Origin of the sequence: Streptomyces sp. YPW6 (assembly GCF_018866325.1) — a bacterium.
Taxonomy (GTDB): Bacteria; Actinomycetota; Actinomycetes; order Streptomycetales; family Streptomycetaceae; genus Streptomyces.
In genome coordinates, this window is sequence record NZ_CP076457.1 from 7323945 (window position 1) to 7340530 (window position 16586).

At 74.0% G+C, this 16586-nt stretch carries 16 protein-coding genes; 10 read left to right on the forward strand and 6 right to left on the reverse strand.

Annotated elements, in window-relative coordinates; translation table 11 throughout:
* Position 1: 1 nt before the first annotated feature.
* Positions 2-427, reverse strand: a complete 426-nt coding sequence (locus tag KME66_RS32025) for a nuclear transport factor 2 family protein (protein WP_073224093.1) — start codon at positions 425-427, stop codon at positions 2-4.
* Between the two features lie 119 nt (positions 428-546).
* On the opposite strand from KME66_RS32025, the gene KME66_RS32030 reads away from it, so the two are divergent.
* The 9 genes from KME66_RS32030 (at position 547) to KME66_RS32070 (ending at position 10534) form a co-directional block, all read left to right on the forward strand.
* On the forward strand, positions 547-1122 hold the full coding sequence (locus KME66_RS32030; protein ID WP_216328507.1) for a PadR family transcriptional regulator: 576 nt from the start codon (positions 547-549) through the stop codon (positions 1120-1122).
* An 80-nt stretch (positions 1123-1202) separates the two neighbouring features.
* Positions 1203-1862 carry a winged helix-turn-helix domain-containing protein gene (locus KME66_RS32035; protein WP_216328510.1) on the forward strand — a complete coding sequence of 220 codons (660 nt, stop codon included), beginning with the start codon at positions 1203-1205 and terminating at the stop codon, positions 1860-1862.
* Entirely contained in the window at positions 1859-3256 is a 1398-nt protein-coding gene (locus tag KME66_RS32040; protein WP_216328512.1) for an MFS transporter, read from the forward strand. Before KME66_RS32035 ends, KME66_RS32040 begins: the two co-directional genes overlap by 4 nt.
* A 211-nt stretch (positions 3257-3467) precedes the next feature.
* Complete coding sequence (locus KME66_RS32045) at positions 3468-4400, forward strand: carbohydrate kinase (protein WP_216328513.1); 933 nt, start codon at positions 3468-3470, stop codon at positions 4398-4400.
* A 181-nt stretch (positions 4401-4581) separates the two neighbouring features.
* On the forward strand, positions 4582-5616 hold the full coding sequence (locus KME66_RS32050; protein WP_216328516.1) for a beta-ketoacyl-ACP synthase 3: 1035 nt from the start codon (positions 4582-4584) through the stop codon (positions 5614-5616).
* Positions 5600-6856 carry a beta-ketoacyl synthase gene (locus KME66_RS32055; protein WP_216328517.1) on the forward strand — a complete coding sequence of 419 codons (1257 nt, stop codon included), beginning with the start codon at positions 5600-5602 and terminating at the stop codon, positions 6854-6856. The genes KME66_RS32050 and KME66_RS32055 overlap by 17 nt, the downstream gene beginning before the upstream one ends.
* Positions 6857-6917: 61 nt before the next feature.
* Entirely contained in the window at positions 6918-8942 is a 2025-nt protein-coding gene (locus tag KME66_RS32060) for an acyl-CoA dehydrogenase (RefSeq protein WP_216328519.1), read from the forward strand.
* 96 nt (positions 8943-9038) lie between these two features.
* The gene (locus KME66_RS32065; RefSeq protein WP_073224085.1) at positions 9039-9314 is read left to right on the forward strand and encodes an acyl carrier protein; all 276 of its coding nucleotides are present in this window, start codon (positions 9039-9041) and stop codon (positions 9312-9314) included.
* On the forward strand, positions 9311-10534 hold the full coding sequence (locus tag KME66_RS32070; RefSeq protein ID WP_216328521.1) for a beta-ketoacyl synthase: 1224 nt from the start codon (positions 9311-9313) through the stop codon (positions 10532-10534). Before KME66_RS32065 ends, KME66_RS32070 begins: the two co-directional genes overlap by 4 nt.
* A gap of 256 nt (positions 10535-10790) precedes the next feature.
* Here the strand turns inward: KME66_RS32070 and KME66_RS32075 are convergent, their stop codons facing one another.
* A complete protein-coding gene (locus KME66_RS32075; protein ID WP_073224083.1) occupies positions 10791-11837 on the reverse strand; it encodes a PRC and DUF2382 domain-containing protein in 1047 nt (348 codons plus the stop codon).
* Between the two features lie 283 nt (positions 11838-12120).
* Between KME66_RS32075 and KME66_RS32080 the strand changes: the two genes are divergently transcribed.
* On the forward strand, positions 12121-12831 hold the full coding sequence (locus tag KME66_RS32080; RefSeq protein WP_253208533.1) for an adenosylcobinamide amidohydrolase: 711 nt from the start codon (positions 12121-12123) through the stop codon (positions 12829-12831).
* Positions 12832-12900: 69 nt separating this feature from the next.
* Here KME66_RS32080 and KME66_RS32085 read toward each other — a convergent pair whose 3' ends face one another.
* The 4 genes from KME66_RS32085 to KME66_RS32100 all read right to left on the reverse strand — a co-directional run bounded on the left by KME66_RS32085 (position 12901) and on the right by KME66_RS32100 (position 16543).
* On the reverse strand, positions 12901-13509 hold the full coding sequence (locus tag KME66_RS32085) for a thioesterase family protein (RefSeq protein ID WP_216328523.1): 609 nt from the start codon (positions 13507-13509) through the stop codon (positions 12901-12903).
* Positions 13506-14513 carry a 3-hydroxyacyl-CoA dehydrogenase NAD-binding domain-containing protein gene (locus KME66_RS32090; protein WP_216328525.1) on the reverse strand — a complete coding sequence of 336 codons (1008 nt, stop codon included), beginning with the start codon at positions 14511-14513 and terminating at the stop codon, positions 13506-13508. The genes KME66_RS32085 and KME66_RS32090 overlap by 4 nt, the downstream gene beginning before the upstream one ends.
* A gap of 54 nt (positions 14514-14567) precedes the next feature.
* Positions 14568-15461: a 3-keto-5-aminohexanoate cleavage protein gene (locus tag KME66_RS32095; RefSeq protein ID WP_178379064.1), complete on the reverse strand. Its 894-nt coding sequence runs from the start codon at positions 15459-15461 to the stop codon at positions 14568-14570.
* Between the two features lie 80 nt (positions 15462-15541).
* Complete coding sequence (locus tag KME66_RS32100; RefSeq protein ID WP_216328527.1) at positions 15542-16543, reverse strand: TetR family transcriptional regulator C-terminal domain-containing protein; 1002 nt, start codon at positions 16541-16543, stop codon at positions 15542-15544.
* Positions 16544-16586 lie beyond the last annotated feature (43 nt).

A 16586-nucleotide genomic window follows, 5' to 3' on the forward strand; every position in this document is an offset into this window, starting at 1 on the left:
TCTACGGGGCAGGGGCGAGGCCGTCGGCGACCAGCCCGGCGAGGACCGCCTCGCCCAGGGCCTGGACCGCCGAGGCCGGGCGGACCATCACGGTGAACTCCTTGATGCGGCCGTCCTCGGCCAGGTGCAGCAGGTCGATGCCGTGGATCTCCTTGCCTCCGACCGTCGCCCGGAAGAGCAGGACCGCCGACGGGGCCTCGGTCCCGTCGGCGCTCGTCTGCGCGGCGCCCGCGAACTCGCCGACGTAGCGGAAGTCCTCGAAAGTGCGCAGCAGGACGCCGAAGAGCCCCAGCACCGCCGGCCTGCCCTCGAACGGGGTGAACTTCACCGGGCTGTAGAGCCGGATGTCCTCGGTGAACAGATCGTCCAGGGCGCCGAGGTCGCGGTTGTCGACGGCGGCGCGGAAGCGGTCCACTGCGGTGGTCATGTGCCCTCCTCATAGTCATGAAAGTGACTAGTCAGATGCATGACTATCATGGGTGCCGGTGTTCCGGACAGGGGCGGGGCGGGGGTCCGTCCCGGTCGTGCCGAGAGGGAGGCGGTCCGATGGCGTTGCGCCACGCGGTGCTGGCGGCGCTGCTCGACGAGGAGCTGAGCGGCTATCAGGTGACGAAGGCCTTCGCGGCGGGCGTCGCGAACTTCTGGCACGCCCTGCCGCAGCAGGTCTACGCGGAGCTGGCGAAGCTGGAGAGGGAGGGCAGGGTCGCCGGACGCGAGGTCGTCCAGGAGGGGCGCCCCAACAAGCGGCTGTTCCGCGTCACCGGGGAGGGGCTGGCCGAATTGGAGAGCTTCGCGTCCGCCGCCGCCAAGCCCGCCTTCCTCCGGGAGGATCTGCTGGTCCAGGTCCAGGCGGCCGACCATCTCGACGCCGCCGTGCTGATCGAGCGGCTGACCGAGCGGTACGCGTTCGCCGAGGCCAAGGCCGCGCTCTTCGAGGAGCAGTTGCGCAGGATGCGCGGGGGGCTGGACGAGGCGGAGTTCCTGCTCCGCGGCGCGTCGCGCATCGGCCCGTATCTCACCTGTCGCCGGGGGCGGGACTTCGAGCGCGCCAACCGTGACTGGTGCCGGGATGTGATGGAGGTGCTGCGGGCGCGGCGGACAGGGGCCCGGGAGGACGTCTGACGCCTGCGACGCCCCACTTCCCCAAAAAAATTCTGCAAAAACTATTGGGGAAAGTGCTCCCGCCGTCCTACGCTGCCGCCATGGACAGCGAAGACAGGCGTCGCGTACTCGACCCGGCACAGGACGGGGCCGCCCTCAAAGCCCTCACCCACCCCCTGCGCCTCACCCTGCTCGGACTGCTGCGGCAGCACGGCCCGGCCACCGCCAGCGAGCTCGCGGCCAGGACGGGGGAATCCTCCGCCGCCACCAGCTACCACCTGCGTGTCCTCGCCAAGTACGCGTTCGTCGCCGAGGCCGACCACCGCGACAGCCGGGAACGGCGCTGGAAGTCCGTGCACGACATGACCTCGTGGAGCAACGAGGCGATGCGCCGCACTCCCGGCGGCAGCACGATCCTCGGCGTCCTGCACCGCCGTCAGATCGAGCACCTCCAGCGGTCGCTGGAGCGGCACGAGGCCGACCTGGAGAGCGGCCGGCTGAGCCGGGACTGGCAGGAGCCGTCCGGTGTCAGCGACGCCATGCCCCGGCTGACCCCCGAATCGCTCGCCGAGCTGTGGGAGGCGTTCCGGGCGAAGACGGCCGAGCTGACCGCCCGTGACGCGGAGGACCCCCGTGCCGAGCAGGTCGTGCTCTTCACCGCCGGGCTCGCGCTGGCCCCGGACCCGGTGGCGGATCAGCGGACGGACGCCTCCGCCGGCCCCGGCGTGACGGACGCGACCGGCGCCGCGGACGCCTCATGACCGGCGAAACGACCGGCGGTCCGGCCCCCGTCGCCCTCGGCGGCCTGGACGGCGGGACCGCGCGCCGCCGCTACGCCACGGTCTCCTTCCTCTTCTGGCTCCCCATCGGCATGTCCATCGCGACAGGCGTTCTCCTCTTCACCGAACGCGGCATGGGCCTCGCGGCCATCGCCGCCTTCTACGCCGTGCACTCCCTCACGGCCGCCGCGATGGAGCTGCCCACCGGCGGTCTCTCCGACGTCATCGGACGGCGCCCCGTCCTCGCCCTCGCCGGCCTGCTCAACCTCACCGCCTTCACCCTCATCGGCCTCGGCGCGGCAGGCTGGGCCATCGCGCTCGGCATGGGCCTGATGGGCCTCGCCCGCGCCCTGTCCAGCGGGCCCGCCGAGGCCTGGTACGTCGACACCGTCCACGCCCACGCCGGCCCCGACGCCGATCTGCGTACCGGCCTGGCGCGCGGCAGCTCCGCCACCTCGGCCGCTCTCGCGCTCGGCACCCTGATCGGCGGCGGGCTGCCCTGGCTGCTCGGCCTCGCCCCGGGCGTGGGGGAGTGGCCGGCCGGTGCGACCGGCGGCCTGGTCATCCCGCTCTCCGTGCCCGCCCTGCTCGGCGCCCTGGTCGCAGGCGCCTTCGTGCTCTACGTGCTGGGCGCCCTGCCCGAACCGCCCCGGCCCCGGACCACGCTGCGCCGGGTCGCGGGCGGTGTGCCCGCCGCCATCACCGACGGACTCCGGCTCGGCGCCCGGGACGCCCTGATCCGGCGCATCCTGCTGACCGCGAGTGCCGCCGGGGCCGCCCTCGCCGCCCTCGAACTGCTCACCCCGGGCCGGGCCGCCGCCCTCATGGGCACCGCCGAATCCGGAGCCCTGGTCTTCGCCCATCTCGCCTGTGCCGGATTCCTGCTCTCCGCCCTCGGCAGTCAACTCGCCCCGCTCGTCGCCCGGATCACCGGAAGCAGCGAGCGCGCGGTGCTCGCGAGCCTCGGGCTGATGGCACTGGGGCTGGCCCTGCTCGGCCTCACCGCGCACTCGATGAGCCCCCTCGCCACGACGGTCGCCGTCACCGGCTACGGGCTCGTCTACCTGGGCCTCGGAGCCGCGGGCCCCAACGAGAACGATCTGCTGCACCGCCGGGTCGACGCCTCCGGCCGCGCCACCGCCCTGTCCGTCCAGTCGCTCTCCCTGCAACTGGTCGCGGCCGGCGCCGGACTGGGCGCGGGCGTCCTGCCCCCGGGGCCGCTCCCCTGGCTGCTGGCCGCCACCGCCGTGCTGGCCGGCGCGCTGCTCTGGGTCCGCCGGACCGCCCCGGCGGCGAGGCTCCCGGAAGCGCCGCCCCGCCCGGATGCCCCCGGGCTCCCGGACGCCGGGCCGGTCACGGCAGACGCGGCGCCCTGAGCACCGCGTCGTGGGAGTGGCGTGCCCCGCCCCCGGGCGGACAGCGTTCTTTGCGGAATTCGCACGACGCGGGCAGAGTGCGGACAACGCATCGGAGCGAGCGACCGCCCTCCGGGCCACGACCGTCCCCGAACCCCGGACCGCCGTCCCCCAGCGGCAGCCGCCGCCACACGGCACCACCCCGCACCGGCCACCCAGGAGATCCATCCCCATGCTCGACCGACTCGCCCCGCTGGTCATCGGCGAATGCGTCGCCGACATCGTCCGGCTGCCGGACCAGGGCGACCGGGTCCACCCGGGCGGCAGCCCCGCGAACGTCGCGTACGGTTTGGCCAGGCTCGGCCATCACCCCACTCTGCTCACCCAGTTGGGCGCCGACGGCCACGGACGGCTCATCCGGGACCGTCTGACCGCCGCCGGGGTCGAGGTCCGCACCGACGACGCCACCGCGCCGACCCCGTCGGCCGTCGTCACCCTGGACGGCCGGGGGCACGCCACGTACGCCTTCGACATCGGCTGGACCCTGGACCCGGTCCCGCTCGACCGGGTGCCGGGGCACGTGCACACCGGCTCCGTCGCGGCCGTTGTCGACCCCGGGGCCGCGACGGTCCTGGCCGCCGTCGAATCGCTGCGGGGAGCGGCCACCGTCAGCTACGACCCCAACGTCCGGCCCCAGTTGATGGGCGAGCGCAGCGGGGCCGTGGCCCGTGTCGAACGCTGTGTCGCGCTGAGCGACGTGGTCAAGGCCAGCGACGAGGATCTGCGGTGGCTGCATCCGGGTGAGGAGCCGGAGCGGATCGCCGGACGGTGGCTCGCCGCCGGACCCGCACTCGTTCTCGTCACCCGGGGCGAGGCGGGGGCGTTCGCCCTGTTCCCCGGCGGCCGGATCACCCTCGGGGCCCCGGCGGTCGAGGTCGCCGACACCGTCGGCGCGGGCGACGCGTTCATGTCGGGGACCCTCCATGCCCTCGCCGTGCACGGGCTCTTGGGCCCCGACGCCCGGGAGCGGCTGCACGCCGTGGACCGGGACGCCGTCGCCGACGTCCTGCGCCACGCGGTCGCCTCCGCCGCCGTCACCGTCGCCCGCGCCGGGGCCAATCCGCCCGCTCCGAACGAGCTCCGCACGGCGCTCGACGTCAACTGACGCCACGTCATGACCCGTTCGGCTCAGTCGAACGCACCCTCGTGAGACGTTCCGCCGTTCGTCAACCCGATGCAGTACGACAACGGGATCGGGGCGACGGGTGGCGAGGAGACGGGCGGCCGGCAGCGGGACGGAGCCGGGGGCGCGGGCGGGCGTCTTAGCGGCCGGTGCGCGCACGGCGGTGCTGCGGGACGTTGCGGGCTGGGTGCCGGGTGAGCCGGTCGGCAACGAACGGCTGCCCGCCGACTGGGGCGTGGACGACGCCTGGGTACGCCGCCGCACCGGCATCGGCGGCCGGCACCGGGCCGGACCGGGCGTCGCCACCGGCGACCTCGCGTTCGAGGCGGCCTCCCGGCTGCTGGCCCGCCCTCAGGCGGCGGGCGGGGTGGACGCGGTGGTCCTCGCCACCGCCACTCCCGACCACCTCTGTCCCGGCACCGCCCCCGCGCTCACGGCCCGGCTGGGGCTCGGGACCGTACCGGCGCTGGACATCGCCGCCGTGTGCAGCGGGTTCGTCTACGGACTCGCCGTCTGCCACGGTCTGGTCAGCTCGGGCCTCTACGGCCGGATCCTCCTCGTCGGGGCCGACGTCTACTCGACCTGGCTCGACCCCGCCGACCGTTCGGCGGGCGTCGTCTTCGGCGACGGGGCCGGCGCCGCCCTGGTGGCGGCCGGACGCCACGGCGATCCGGGGGAGCTGCTGGCCTTCGACCTGGGCAGCGACGGTACGGGCTACGATCTGATCACCGTCCCCGGCGGCGGGTCCCGCGCGCGGGCGGGCGGGAAGCCGCCGGGCCCGGCCGACGCGTTCTTCCGGATGCAGGGCGGCACCGTCTACCAGCACGCCGTGGAGCGGATGACCGGCTCCTGCCGGACGCTCCTGGACCGGGTCGGCTGGGACCCGGCCGACGTCGACCGCTTCGTACCGCACCAGGCGAACGCCCGGATCCTGCGCGCGGTCGCCGAGCGGGTCGGCATCGCGCCGCAGCGCTGCGCGACCCATCTGGAGCGGGTCGGCAACACCGGCGCCGCCTCCATCCCGCTGGCCCTGGCCGACGCGGCGGACGAAGGACGCCTGCACCCCGGCGACCGGGTGCTGCTCACCGCCTTCGGGGGCGGACTGACCTGGGGTTCGGCGGCACTCCGCTGGCCCGGGACCCCGCAGACCACGTGCATGGACTCTAGGGAAGGAACACAGCATGTCGCTCCCCGCTGATCAGGGCACCGAGGCCCGGGCCGGCACCGCCGTCGCGGTGACGGGGGTCGGCCTCGTGACACCCGCAGGGGCGGACGAGCACAGCTTCTGGGAGGGGCTGTGCTCCGGGCGGTCCACCGCCCGGCGGATCGAGGAACTCGCTGGCCTGCCGGTCGACTTCGCCTGTCCGGTCGACGGCATCGACCTGGACGCGGCGGTGGGCGGCCGGTCGGTGTGGCGGATGGCCCGGTTCGTGAAGCTCGCGCTGGTGGCCGCCCGGCAGGCCGTCGCCGACGCCGGCCTCGACCCGGCCCGGTGGGACGGTACCCGGGTCGGCGTGGTGCTCGGCGTGGGTGTCGGCGGCGTCTCCGTACTCGTCGACAACGCGGCCAGGCTGGCGGCTTCGGGCCCCGAGGCGGTCTCTCCGCTCCTCGTGCCGATGATGATCCCCAACGCGGCGGCCGGCGAGGTCGCCATCGCACTCAAGGCGGGCGGCCCGAGCCTCGCCCCCGCCACCGCCTGTGCCTCCGGGGCCACGGCCGTCGCCGTCGCCCGCGATCTGCTGCTCGGGGGAAGCTGCGACGTGGTGGTCGCGGGCGGCGCGGAGTCGGTGCTGACCCCGCTGGTGGTCACCGCGTTCGCCCGGATGGGCGCGCTGTCCACCCGCACCGGCGAACCGGCCGCCGCCTCCCGCCCGTTCGCCGCCGACCGGGACGGCTTCGTCATCGGTGAGGGCGCCGCCATGCTCGTCCTGGAGCGCGAAGAGGGGGTACGGGCCCGGGGCGGCCGGACGCGCGCCCTGCTCACCGGGGCCGGCGCCAGCACCGACGCCCACCACCCCACCGCCCCGGCCCCCGACGGACTCGGAGCCCAGCGGGCCGTGCGGGCGGCGCTCGACCAGGCGGGCTGGACACCGGGGGACGTGGACCACATCAACGCCCACGGCACCTCCACCCCCCTCAACGACGCCATGGAGACCACCCTCGTCTCCCGGCTCTTCCCGCACCGGCCGTCGGTCACCGCGCCCAAGGGAGTCACCGGACACACCCTGGCGGCGGCGGGCGCGATCGAGGCCGTGGCGACCGTCCTGACGCTGGAACGTTCCGCCGTGCCGCCGATCGCCAACCTGGACGCACTCCCCGACGCCTTCCCCCTCGACTGCGTGACGAAGGAGCCCCGTCACCAGCGGGTCGAGACAGCTCTGAGCCACTCCTTCGGCTTCGGCGGCCACAACGTCGCGCTGGCCTTCCAACGCGCTTGACGAACGGGGGTATTTCGGGACGGCGAGGGTGTCCTCGCCGTTCCTTGATCGTTACCTTGTCGTGACCGTAACCTCGAACGACGCGGCCTCGCCGTCCACGAACGACCTGCTGACCGCTGTGCTCTTCGGGCCGAACTTCCGCCAGGAGCACGGCTTCTGGCGCCGCCTGCTGACAACAGAACCGTTTCGCCGTCCCGGTGGCGGCACCCCCGACGAACGGCTGGCGCTCTCCTACCACCGGCTGCGCATCCTGAACAACGCCCTCGACAGCGGCGCCCGGCTGGCCGCCGACCCCCGGGCGCTGAGCGCCCTCCATGAATGGCTCGGTCCCGTCGACCCGGCCCTGACCACCGTGGCGGGCATCCACTACAACCTCTTCCTCGGCAGCCTCCTCGACCACGACGCGGACACCCGGCGCGACCTGTCGGACTTCCTCGCCCTGCGGCGCGTGGGCACCTTCCTCTGTACGGAGGTGGCGCACGGCAACGACGCGGCGGCCATCGAGACGACCGCAACGTACGACCGCGAACGCGACGGCTTCGTCCTGCACACCCCGCACGCCGGGGCGCAGAAGTTCATGCCCAACACCAGCCCCGCCGGCGGCCCCAAGTCCGGTGTGGTGGCGGCCCGGTTGCTCGCCGACGGCGCCGACCACGGGGTCTTCCTCTTCCTCACCCCGCTCACCGACGCCCACCGCTCCCTGCCCGGTGTCCGGGTGCGGCGGCTGCCGGCCCGGATGGGCTCTCCGGTCGACCACTGCCTGACCTCCTTCGACCGCTGCTTCGTCCCGCGCGATGCGCTCCTGGCCGGACAGCAGGGGCGGATCGGCGACGACGGCCGGTTCCACAGTGAAGTCCCCAACCGCAGAAGGCGGTTCCTCGCCTCCATCGGCCGCGTCACCCCCGGCAAGCTCTCCATGAGCGCCTGCGCGGTCGGCTCCGCCCGGGTCACCCTGGCCATCGCCGTCCGGTACGCCGGCCACCGGATGATCTCCGGATCGCGCGCCGCCCGGCGGATCCCGGTGTACGCGCACCGCACCCACCACGGCCCGCTGGCCGGAGCGATGGCCACCGTCTACGCGATGAGCCTGCTGCACCGCAGGGCCCTGGACGGCTGGGAGTCGGCCTCCGGGGCCGACCGGGACGAGGCCGAACGCCTGGTCGCCGTCGCCAAGGGGTGGATCACCTGGCAGGCTCGCGACGTCATCGTCGAATGCCGCGAACGGTGCGGTGCCCAGGGGCTGCTGGAGAACAACGGCATGACCGAGCTGGTCACCGGCATCGAGGGCGCGATCACCGCCGAGGGCGACAACCTCGCCGTGCACGCCAAGGCCGCCGCCGAGATGCTCTTCAGCGCCACCGACCGGGGCGCGGCCGAGCAGGACGGACCCGGCGACCTGGACGACCCCGCCTTCCTCGGGCGGCTCTTCGCGGCCGTCGAGGACCTCTGGTTCGCCCGCGCCCGCGCACGGATGAGCGCCGCACCGCCCGGCGACCCGCTGGGCCGCTGGAACGCCGCGTCGTCGGCCGCACTGCGCGGCGTCGAGGCGTACGCCTGCCGGCAGGCGGAGGAAGCGTACGCCGAGGCCGTCGCCGCCCTGCCCGAGGGGGACGCGCGCGACCGGCTGGCCGAGCTGCGCCGGCTCTTCGCTCTCCGGTGGATCGTCCGCAACAGCGGTGACCTGCTCGCCTCCGGACGGCTGTCCGCCGATCAGGTCACCCTGCTGCCCGACGCGGTGGACGAGGCGACCGCCGTCGTCGCAGCGCACACCCCCGCACTGGTGGCGACCTTCGCCCTGCCCGAGCGGCTGATGTCGGACTGGCCGATCGCCGGACCCCGGTACGCGGACGTCTACGACGACCCGGAGGGGCCCTGGCACCGGAGCCGCAGGACGGGGATCCGGGGCCGCGCGGCGGATTTCCGGCAGCCCGTCTGCGGCAGCAGGAGGCGCCCGCTGCGCGAGAAGGTCGCGGCCCTCGGCACCCGAGGGGTCCTCCTGGCGTACTGGGGAACCACATCGGTGCTCTCCCGATGGTTCGAGAAGCCGCAGGTGAGCGTAGATGAATCGGTTCGCCGGAAGGCGTAACCGGAAGATTGTCATCCAGTTATTTCGAGCGGTGGGCGACACCGTTCTGTCCCCGCCGCTGGGACGAACTCGATGAACCCGACGAGAGGAACCGTCATGAAGACCATTCACCCCAAGATCACCGAGGTGCTGACCGGGACGTTCAAGGTGCCCGCCCACGAGGTCCTGCCCGAATCCACCATGGACAGCCTGGAGATGGACTCTCTGGCGGTCGCCGAGTTCGCCGTCATCATCAAGGAGACACTGGGCGTCGACGCCGACTCCGAGAAGCTCTACAAGGACGCCACGCTGGCCGACATCTCCGCGTACATCGACGAGGCCGTCGGCGGCGCCGCGGCCGAGGCGACGGTGCCGGTGAGCAACACCCGATGAAGCGACCCGCCATCGCCGTGACAGGACTGGGGATGATCACCCCGGTCGGCCACACCACCGACACCACCTGGGACGGAGTCCGCGCCGGCGTCTCACCCGCCCGCACCGTCCCCGAACTGCGAGGCTGCGCGGTCGACTTCGCCTGTACGGTCTCCGGGATCGACCTCGACGAAGCGGTCGGCGGCCGGTCCGCGTTCCGGATGGGCCGGTACGTGAAGTTCGCCCTCCTGGCCGCCCGGGAGGCGGTCGCCGACGCCGGTCTCGACCCGGCGCACTGGGACGGAGCCCGGGTCGCCGTCGTGGTCGGCACCAGCAGCGGAGGATCCGCCGGACTCACCGAACAGGCCGTCGCCCTGGAGCGACGGGGCCCCGAGGCCACCTCGCCGTCGGGCATCCTGCTGACCATCCCGAACATGCCCGCGGCCGAGATCGCCATTGCGATGAAGGCCACCGGACCCAGCCTGGCCCCGTGCACGGCCTGCTCGTCCGGGGTGACCGCGCTGTCGGTGGCCCGGGACATGCTGACCCTGGGCCAGTGCGACATCGCCATCGCCGGGGCCACCGAGTCGATCGTGTTCCCCGTCGCCATGACCGGCTTCGCCCGCTCCGGCGCGGCGGCACCGCGGGACGGCGACCCCGCCCGCCTCTGCCGCCCCTTCGCCGCCGACCGGGCCGGGATCGTCATGGGAGAGGGTGCGGCGATCATGGTCCTGGAGCGGGCCGAGGAGGCCCGCGCCCGAGGAGCCGCACTCCGAGCGCTGATCGCGGGAACCGGGGCCACCACCGACGCCCACCACCCCACCAGCCCGCACCCCTCCGGAGAGGTCGCGCGGGCGGCCGTCGACGCCGCGCTGCGCGACGCGGGCTGGCGGGCCGAGGACGTCGACCACGTCAACGCGCACGGCACGTCTACCCCCCAGGGTGACGCCACCGAAGCCGCCCTCATCGGCCGGGCCTACCCGCACCGGCCGCCCGTCACCGCACCCAAGGGCGTACTGGGCCACTGCATGGGGGCCGCCGGGGCCATCGAGGCGGGCCTGACGATCCTCACGCTCCAGCACGGGGTGATCCCGCCGATCGCGAACCTGGACGCCCCCGAGCCCGGGTTCGCCGTCGACTGCGTCACCAAAACGCCGCGCGAGGTCCCCGTACGGCGGGCCGTCAGTCACTCCTTCGGCTTCGGCGGGCAGAACGCGGTGATCGCCCTTCAGGCCCCGTAGACGTCCGGTGGCCGAATCCGCGCGGCCGGTACGGCGGGTCGATCCCGCGCCGCACCGGCCCTGCGGACCGTTCCCGCCGGACGGAGGAGGCCGGCACCGGCCCGGTCCGACCGGCATCCTCGTCACCCCCGCGAACGACGCGGAACAGCCCGCCGCGATACGACGCGGAACAGCCCGCCGGGCGGACCCGTGGAACGGGCCCGCCCGGCGGCCGAGGACGTGGGAGCGGCCTTCCGGCCACCTGGGGTCGTGAAGGTCAGCGGCGTCGCCCCTGGCCGAACTCCCCGCCGGCGTCCTTGCCGGGGCCCATGTCCTTGCCGTCCGCGTAGTCGATCCTCTCCTTGCGCACCTCGGCGGAGACCTCCTTCTGCTCGGTGACCCGGTTGGTCTCCAGCCGGACCCGCTCCACCGGCACGGCCTCCTTGCGTACGGTGGCGCGCTCCGCGTGCAGCGTGACCTCGACGTCCTGCTCGCCGAAGTCCGTGGTCCCGGTGGTCTTCTCGCCGGGCCGGAGCGGTTCGCGCACCACCCGTACCTCTTCGTGGGAGACCGGCACGGTCCGGGTGACCTCCTCGGTCACCACGTACTTGTGCAGCCGCGCCCTGCCGCTCTCGTACTCCTCCTTGCCGACGTGCAGCTGCTCCTCGGAGCGGATCATCTCGTCCTTGCCGCTCATGTCGGCCGCCCGGGACGTGCCCGCACCGGCGCCCGCGAGCGGGCGTGCCGTGGTGGAGGCGTCCGTGTCGCGGTGCCTGCCCGTACCGCTGCCTGCTCCTGCCATGCCCGCAGCTCCTGTCGTCGCCGCGCCGGCTGTTCCGGCGCTGGTCCCGGCCGTGGTCGCCTTCCCGGTGGCCTTGGCGCCGGGGGGCGCAGCGGTGCCCTGGGCCGTGCCCGCGGCACCCGCCGCGCCCATCGCCCCGGTTCCGGCGACGGTCGGCGCGTCCATGCCGGCCGGACGGTTCTCACCGGGGCTGCCGGACTTCCTGCTCAGGCCGTAGTGCCGGTACAGCTCCTCCTCCTCGGCCACGGAGAGGTGCGCGTCCGCGTCCACCCGGGGTGCGTCCTTGACGCTCTCCTTGGGATGGGCGACGTGCAGGTCGGAGCCCACTCGACGGGCTCCGGCGAGCGGGACGAAGCTCTCCTTCATTCCGAACATGCCGGTCTTGACCGTGATCCAGTCGGGCTTGCCGGTGTCGTCGTCGACGTACACCCGGCCCACGCTGCCGACCTTCTCGCCGTCGTTGTCGTACACGGTCAGACCGTCGAGTTCCCCGGAATCCGTGAAACCGTCAGCGGCTCCCATAACCGATTCCTCCTCCCGGGCACGCCCTGTGGCTGGCTCCACCGGAGGTGGCGCGTCCGGCTTCCATCGCGCCTCACCCGCATGGACGCTGCAACCGCCCGCCCACCCCGATCGCGGCTGCCGGAAGCCCGGTGCGGGGCCTTGGCCCCGTGCGGCGGCACCGGCCCCCTGCGGACAGCGTTAGGCCAATCGGGTGAGCAGCCGCGGCTCGCATAGGATCGGCGGACCATGGCGGCCGCAGGGCGGACCACCCGCCGAACCGCCGAGCCACCAGGGGTGCGCCATGTCCTCCGTACGCCCCGGGCTGCCCGCGCAACGCGGCGAACTGCGCGACCGGCGCGAGGACGGGCACCGCCTCCATCACCTTCTGTGGCGGCTGGGGCCGGGCGTGCGGCTGTGCAGCAGCGCGGTCCTCGGAGGCGGCATCGGCACCCGGTCCTGGATCCTCAACGCCCAGGTCCCCGGCGGATACCCCCGCCTCGACCCGGACCGCCACCTCGCCGAGATCGCGGCGGCGGAAGGGCTCACGGGCCCGGGGGCCGGGCTGATGACCGCGGCCGACGTCGCCGCGTACACGACCGCCGAGGACGCCGGCGTCACGGCGACCGTGACGGCGGGCCTCGGTGTGCGGGGCTGGGCGGCGGCCCCCGACGCCGCACCGCTGGGGCCCGTGGCGGCCCCGGAGCGCTCCGGAACCGCCGCGGCGGTTCCGTTCCGGCCCGGCACGATCAACATCGTCGTCACCCTGCCCGCCGCGCTCTCCGACGCCGCCCTCGTCAACGCCGTCGCCACCGCCACCGAGGCCAAGGTCCAGGCGCTCCTGGACGCCGGCCTCGACTGTTCGGGCACTCCGACCGACGCCGTGTGCGTGGCCGCGCCGGAGCCTGGGGCCGACGGCGGCGCATCCTTCGCCGGCCCCCGCTCCCTCTGGGGTGCGCGCATCGCCCGCGCCGTGCACGGCGCCGTCCTGGCCGGAGCCCGCCCGGCACGGTGACCGGGCCCGCGCGCCGCCACCGGGTGCCGCACCCCCCCCGTGCCGGACGGACGGCCGAGGCGTGCGGGATCAGCCGACCGCCGGGACCACGGCGATCGAACGACCCGCCCATGCGGGTGCGGGCTCGACGAGCGAGGCCAGCCGTTCCCGCACGGAGTCCGGGAACGGCGTGGTGCGGCCGGCCCGTTGGTCCACATGGAGCGCCAGCAGCTCGGTCGTCGCCACCGGGGCGGCCTCCGGCTCCGGTACGTCGTCGGGGGCGCCGACCACGTACAGCTCGTGGCAGAAGCGCGCCTTCTTCGCGTCCACGCCCAGCATCCGGGTGCGGACGGCGAGATGGGCTCCCGAGGCCACTTCGCGCAGATAGCGCAGATGCGACTCGACGGTGTGGAGCGAGCAGCCGGTGCTCTCGCGGTATCCGGCGTGCAGACCCGTCTCGATCATCATCGCATCGGTGGCGTACCCGAAGACCAGGACGTAGAACGCCTCGCTCATATGGCCGTTGTAGTCGATCCACTCGGGCCGTACGGTCCGGTGGAACAGCGGGAGCGATGCGCCGTCCTCCGCAGGCACGGCGATCTGCTCGGGTACGCCGGTCTGCTCCGCCTCGGTGACCTGTTCGGGTACGGCCGCCGGCCCGGTCGGGGCCGTCTCCTCGTGCGTGTGCCGCTCGCTCATCGGGTCGCCTCCTCGGCGGAACGGGGCAGGCGGCCCGTCGCCCGCAGGATGTCGATGACGCCCCGGTCGCGTTCGGCGACCAGGTCCGCGATGCTCCGGCCGTCAGCGGCCTCGTCGCAGCCGGCCACCACCGCCTCGTAGAGGGCCCGGTCCAGTTCGGGTGCCTCCAGCCGGGTCCAGGGAGATTTCAGGGACGGGCCGAAGTGGTCGAGCATGTGGGCCATCCCGCCCTCGCCGCCCGCGAGCGCGAAGGTGAGCATCGGGCCCATCACGGCCCAGCGGAGCCCCGGCCCCTCGGTGATCGACGCGTCGATCTCCGCCACCGTCGCCTCGCCGTTGGCGACCATGTGCAGCGCCTCGCGCCACAGGGCCTCCTGGAGCCGGTTGGCGATGAAGCCGGGCACCTCGCGGTCCATGGTGATCACGGACTTGCCCGCGACCTCGTAGAAACGTGCGGCCCACGTGACCGCGGCGGGGTCGGTCCGTTCACCGCCGACGACCTCCACCAGGGGGATGAGGTAGGGCGGGTTGAAGGGGTGCCCGACGACGAGCCGCCCGGGACCGGCGGCCCCGGTCTGCATGTCCGTCATCGGATAACCGGAGGTCGACGAGGCGATCACCGTGTCGGCAGGTGCGGCGGCGTCGAGGCGGGCCAGCAGATCGCGCTTGAGGTCGAGCTGCTCGGGCGCGCTCTCCTGGACGAACTGGGCTTCGGCCACCGCCTCTTCGAGCGTCGCGGTGACGGTCAGCCGGTCCTGCGAGGCACCGTCGGCCAGGCCGATCCGCTCCAGCGCGGGCCAGGCCGCGGCGACGAGCCGGCGCAGCCGGACAGCCGCGTCGGGGGCCGGGTCCCAGGCGGTGACGTCGTAACCCCGGGCGAGGAAGTGGGCGGCCCAGCCGCCGCCGATCACCCCGGCCCCGACGCACGCGACACGGCGTACGTCCTCGGGGGCACAGAGGGAGAGGGGGCCGGGGGACGATGCGGGGGAGGGGATGACGGTCACGGGCGACACTCCGGGGGAACGGTGAGGGGGGAAGGGGTTCGGGGCCTTGAGGTGTCAGGCACGCGGACGCAGGCCGAGCTGCTCGCGGGCCTCGTCGGGTGTGGCGACCCGGGAGCCCAGGGATTCGGTGATCCGCACGGCCCGCTCCACCAGCTGGCCGTTGGTGGCCTTGACGCCCTTGCCCAGATAGAGGTTGTCCTCCAGGCCGACCCGCACGTGTCCGCCGAGCAGGATCGACTGGGCGACCCAGGGCATCTGCATCCGGCCGAGGGCGAAGCTCGCCCACCGGGCGTTCGGCGGGAGCATGGTGACCATCGCCTGGAGGACGCCCGGGTCGGCGGGCGCGCCCCACGGGATGCCCATGCAGAGCTGGAAGACCGTGGGATCGTCGAGCAGGCCCTCGGCGAGGAGCTGCTTGGCGAACCACAGCTGCCCGGTGTCGAAGATCTCCAGCTCGGGCCTGACGCCGAGTTCCTGGATGCGCTTCGCGCCGGTGCGCAGCATGTCGGGGGTGGAGACGTAGAGGTTGCTGCCGTCGCCGAAGTTCAGCGAGCCGCAGTCGAGGGTGCAGATGTCCGGCAGCAGCTCCTCCACGTGCGGCAGCCGGTCGAGCCCGCTGACCAGGTCGGTGCCCGGCAGCTGCCGGAGCGGGGCCGCCGGGTCGATGACCAGGTCCCCGCCCATTCCGGCGGTCAGGTTGATGACGACGTCGGTGCCGGTCTCCCGGATCCGCTCGACGACCTCCCGGTAGAGCCGGGGGTCGCGGGAAGGGGCGCCGGTCTCCGGCTCACGGACGTGGATGTGGACCACGGCCGCCCCGGCCCCGGCGGCCTCGACGGCGGAGGCGGCGATCTGCTCGGGCGTCACCGGGACGTGGGGGCTGCGGCCGACGGTGTCGCCCGCGCCGGTGAGGGCGCAGGTGATGATGACGTCTTGGTTCACGGGCATGCGGAAACTTCTCCTGTGGGGGAGTCGGCTGGGCTGGAAATCTGCGGGCTGTGGGGGTTCGGGTGTTCGGTGCGCGGGTGTCAGCAGGCCGTGGTGGCGGTCAGGCAGGCGTCCACATGGGCGATCAGCGTGTCGTGCATGACCTGTGCGCCGGTGCCCGGAAGGTCCCGGCCGGGCAGGCCGCTGTCCGGGGTGCCGCGGCCGGGAGCGCCGCTGTCCGGTTCGCCGGGCCCGGTGGCCAGGACCTGGGACGCCAGCCCGTCGATCAGCGCGGTGAGGGCGAGGGCCGCGCCGTCCGCGTCGACCGGGCGGAACACCCCCTGCTCGACGCCGCGCCGGATCACGTCGGCGACCGTTTCCCGCCACTGCCGGTAGTACTCCACGTGGAGCCGCCCGACCGTGGTGGACCGGGCGGCCTCGGCCCACAGGTCGAGCCAGACGGACCACTGCCGCCGCTGCTGCTCGGTGCGGGGCGTCTGGAGCTCGATCAGCAGGCGGAGTTCGTCCCCGGCGTGACGCGTACCGGCCGTGGCGTCGGCACGGCGACGGGTGTCCTCGTCCATGCACCAGCGGACCGCTGCTTCGAGCAGTTCGTCACGGCCGGGGAAGTGGTAGTGGATCGCCGCCGTGCTGGTGTGGCAGGCCGCGGCGATGTCCGCGACCCGGACCGCGTGGAATCCGCGCTCGGCGATGAGCCGGACGGTTTCGCGCACGATCTGCAGAGGTCTGCCGCCTTCCGGCGAGGGCGCCTGCGGGCGGGGGAGTGACGGAGAGCGTCCGGGCGGGGACGTCGCCGCCGCACCGGAGGCCGTGTCCGCGCTCGCTGCCGCGCCGGACCACGCGCGGTCCGCCGTGTCCGGGCCCGTTGCCGCACCTGACACCGAGCCGAGCAGCCAGCCGACGTCGACGCCGCCGATGTCCGCGATCCGGGCCAGTTCGGCGGCGGTGAAACGGCGTGTCCCGTTCAGGGACCGGGACAGCTTCGACGGATCGATGACGATCCGCCGCGCGAACTCGCGCGCGCTGACACCCGCCGCGTCGATCACCTGCCGGACCCGTGCGGCCACCTCGTGCTGCTGCATGGTCAGCCACCGTAACGACGTGTTGAGAAAATCTCAACATGAG

What these genes read in the sequence shown, in the direction of transcription:
- KME66_RS32045 (WP_216328513.1), top strand. Translation starts at nt 3,468, where the DNA reads ATGCTCGACCGACTCGCCCCGCTGGTCATCGGCGAATGCGTCGCCGAC.
- KME66_RS32040 (WP_216328512.1), top strand. Translation starts at nt 1,859, where the DNA reads ATGACCGGCGAAACGACCGGCGGTCCGGCCCCCGTCGCCCTCGGCGGC.
- KME66_RS32070 (WP_216328521.1), top strand. Translation starts at nt 9,311, where the DNA reads ATGAAGCGACCCGCCATCGCCGTGACAGGACTGGGGATGATCACCCCG.
- KME66_RS32095 (WP_178379064.1), bottom strand. Translation starts at nt 15,461, where the DNA reads ATGCCCGTGAACCAAGACGTCATCATCACCTGCGCCCTCACCGGCGCG.
- KME66_RS32100 (WP_216328527.1), bottom strand. Translation starts at nt 16,543, where the DNA reads ATGCAGCAGCACGAGGTGGCCGCACGGGTCCGGCAGGTGATCGACGCG.
- KME66_RS32030 (WP_216328507.1), top strand. Translation starts at nt 547, where the DNA reads ATGGCGTTGCGCCACGCGGTGCTGGCGGCGCTGCTCGACGAGGAGCTG.
- KME66_RS32080 (WP_253208533.1), top strand. Translation starts at nt 12,121, where the DNA reads ATGTCCTCCGTACGCCCCGGGCTGCCCGCGCAACGCGGCGAACTGCGC.
- KME66_RS32025 (WP_073224093.1), bottom strand. Translation starts at nt 427, where the DNA reads ATGACCACCGCAGTGGACCGCTTCCGCGCCGCCGTCGACAACCGCGAC.
- KME66_RS32035 (WP_216328510.1), top strand. Translation starts at nt 1,203, where the DNA reads ATGGACAGCGAAGACAGGCGTCGCGTACTCGACCCGGCACAGGACGGG.
- KME66_RS32075 (WP_073224083.1), bottom strand. Translation starts at nt 11,837, where the DNA reads ATGGGAGCCGCTGACGGTTTCACGGATTCCGGGGAACTCGACGGTCTG.
- KME66_RS32055 (WP_216328517.1), top strand. Translation starts at nt 5,600, where the DNA reads ATGTCGCTCCCCGCTGATCAGGGCACCGAGGCCCGGGCCGGCACCGCC.
- KME66_RS32065 (WP_073224085.1), top strand. Translation starts at nt 9,039, where the DNA reads ATGAAGACCATTCACCCCAAGATCACCGAGGTGCTGACCGGGACGTTC.
- KME66_RS32085 (WP_216328523.1), bottom strand. Translation starts at nt 13,509, where the DNA reads ATGAGCGAGCGGCACACGCACGAGGAGACGGCCCCGACCGGGCCGGCG.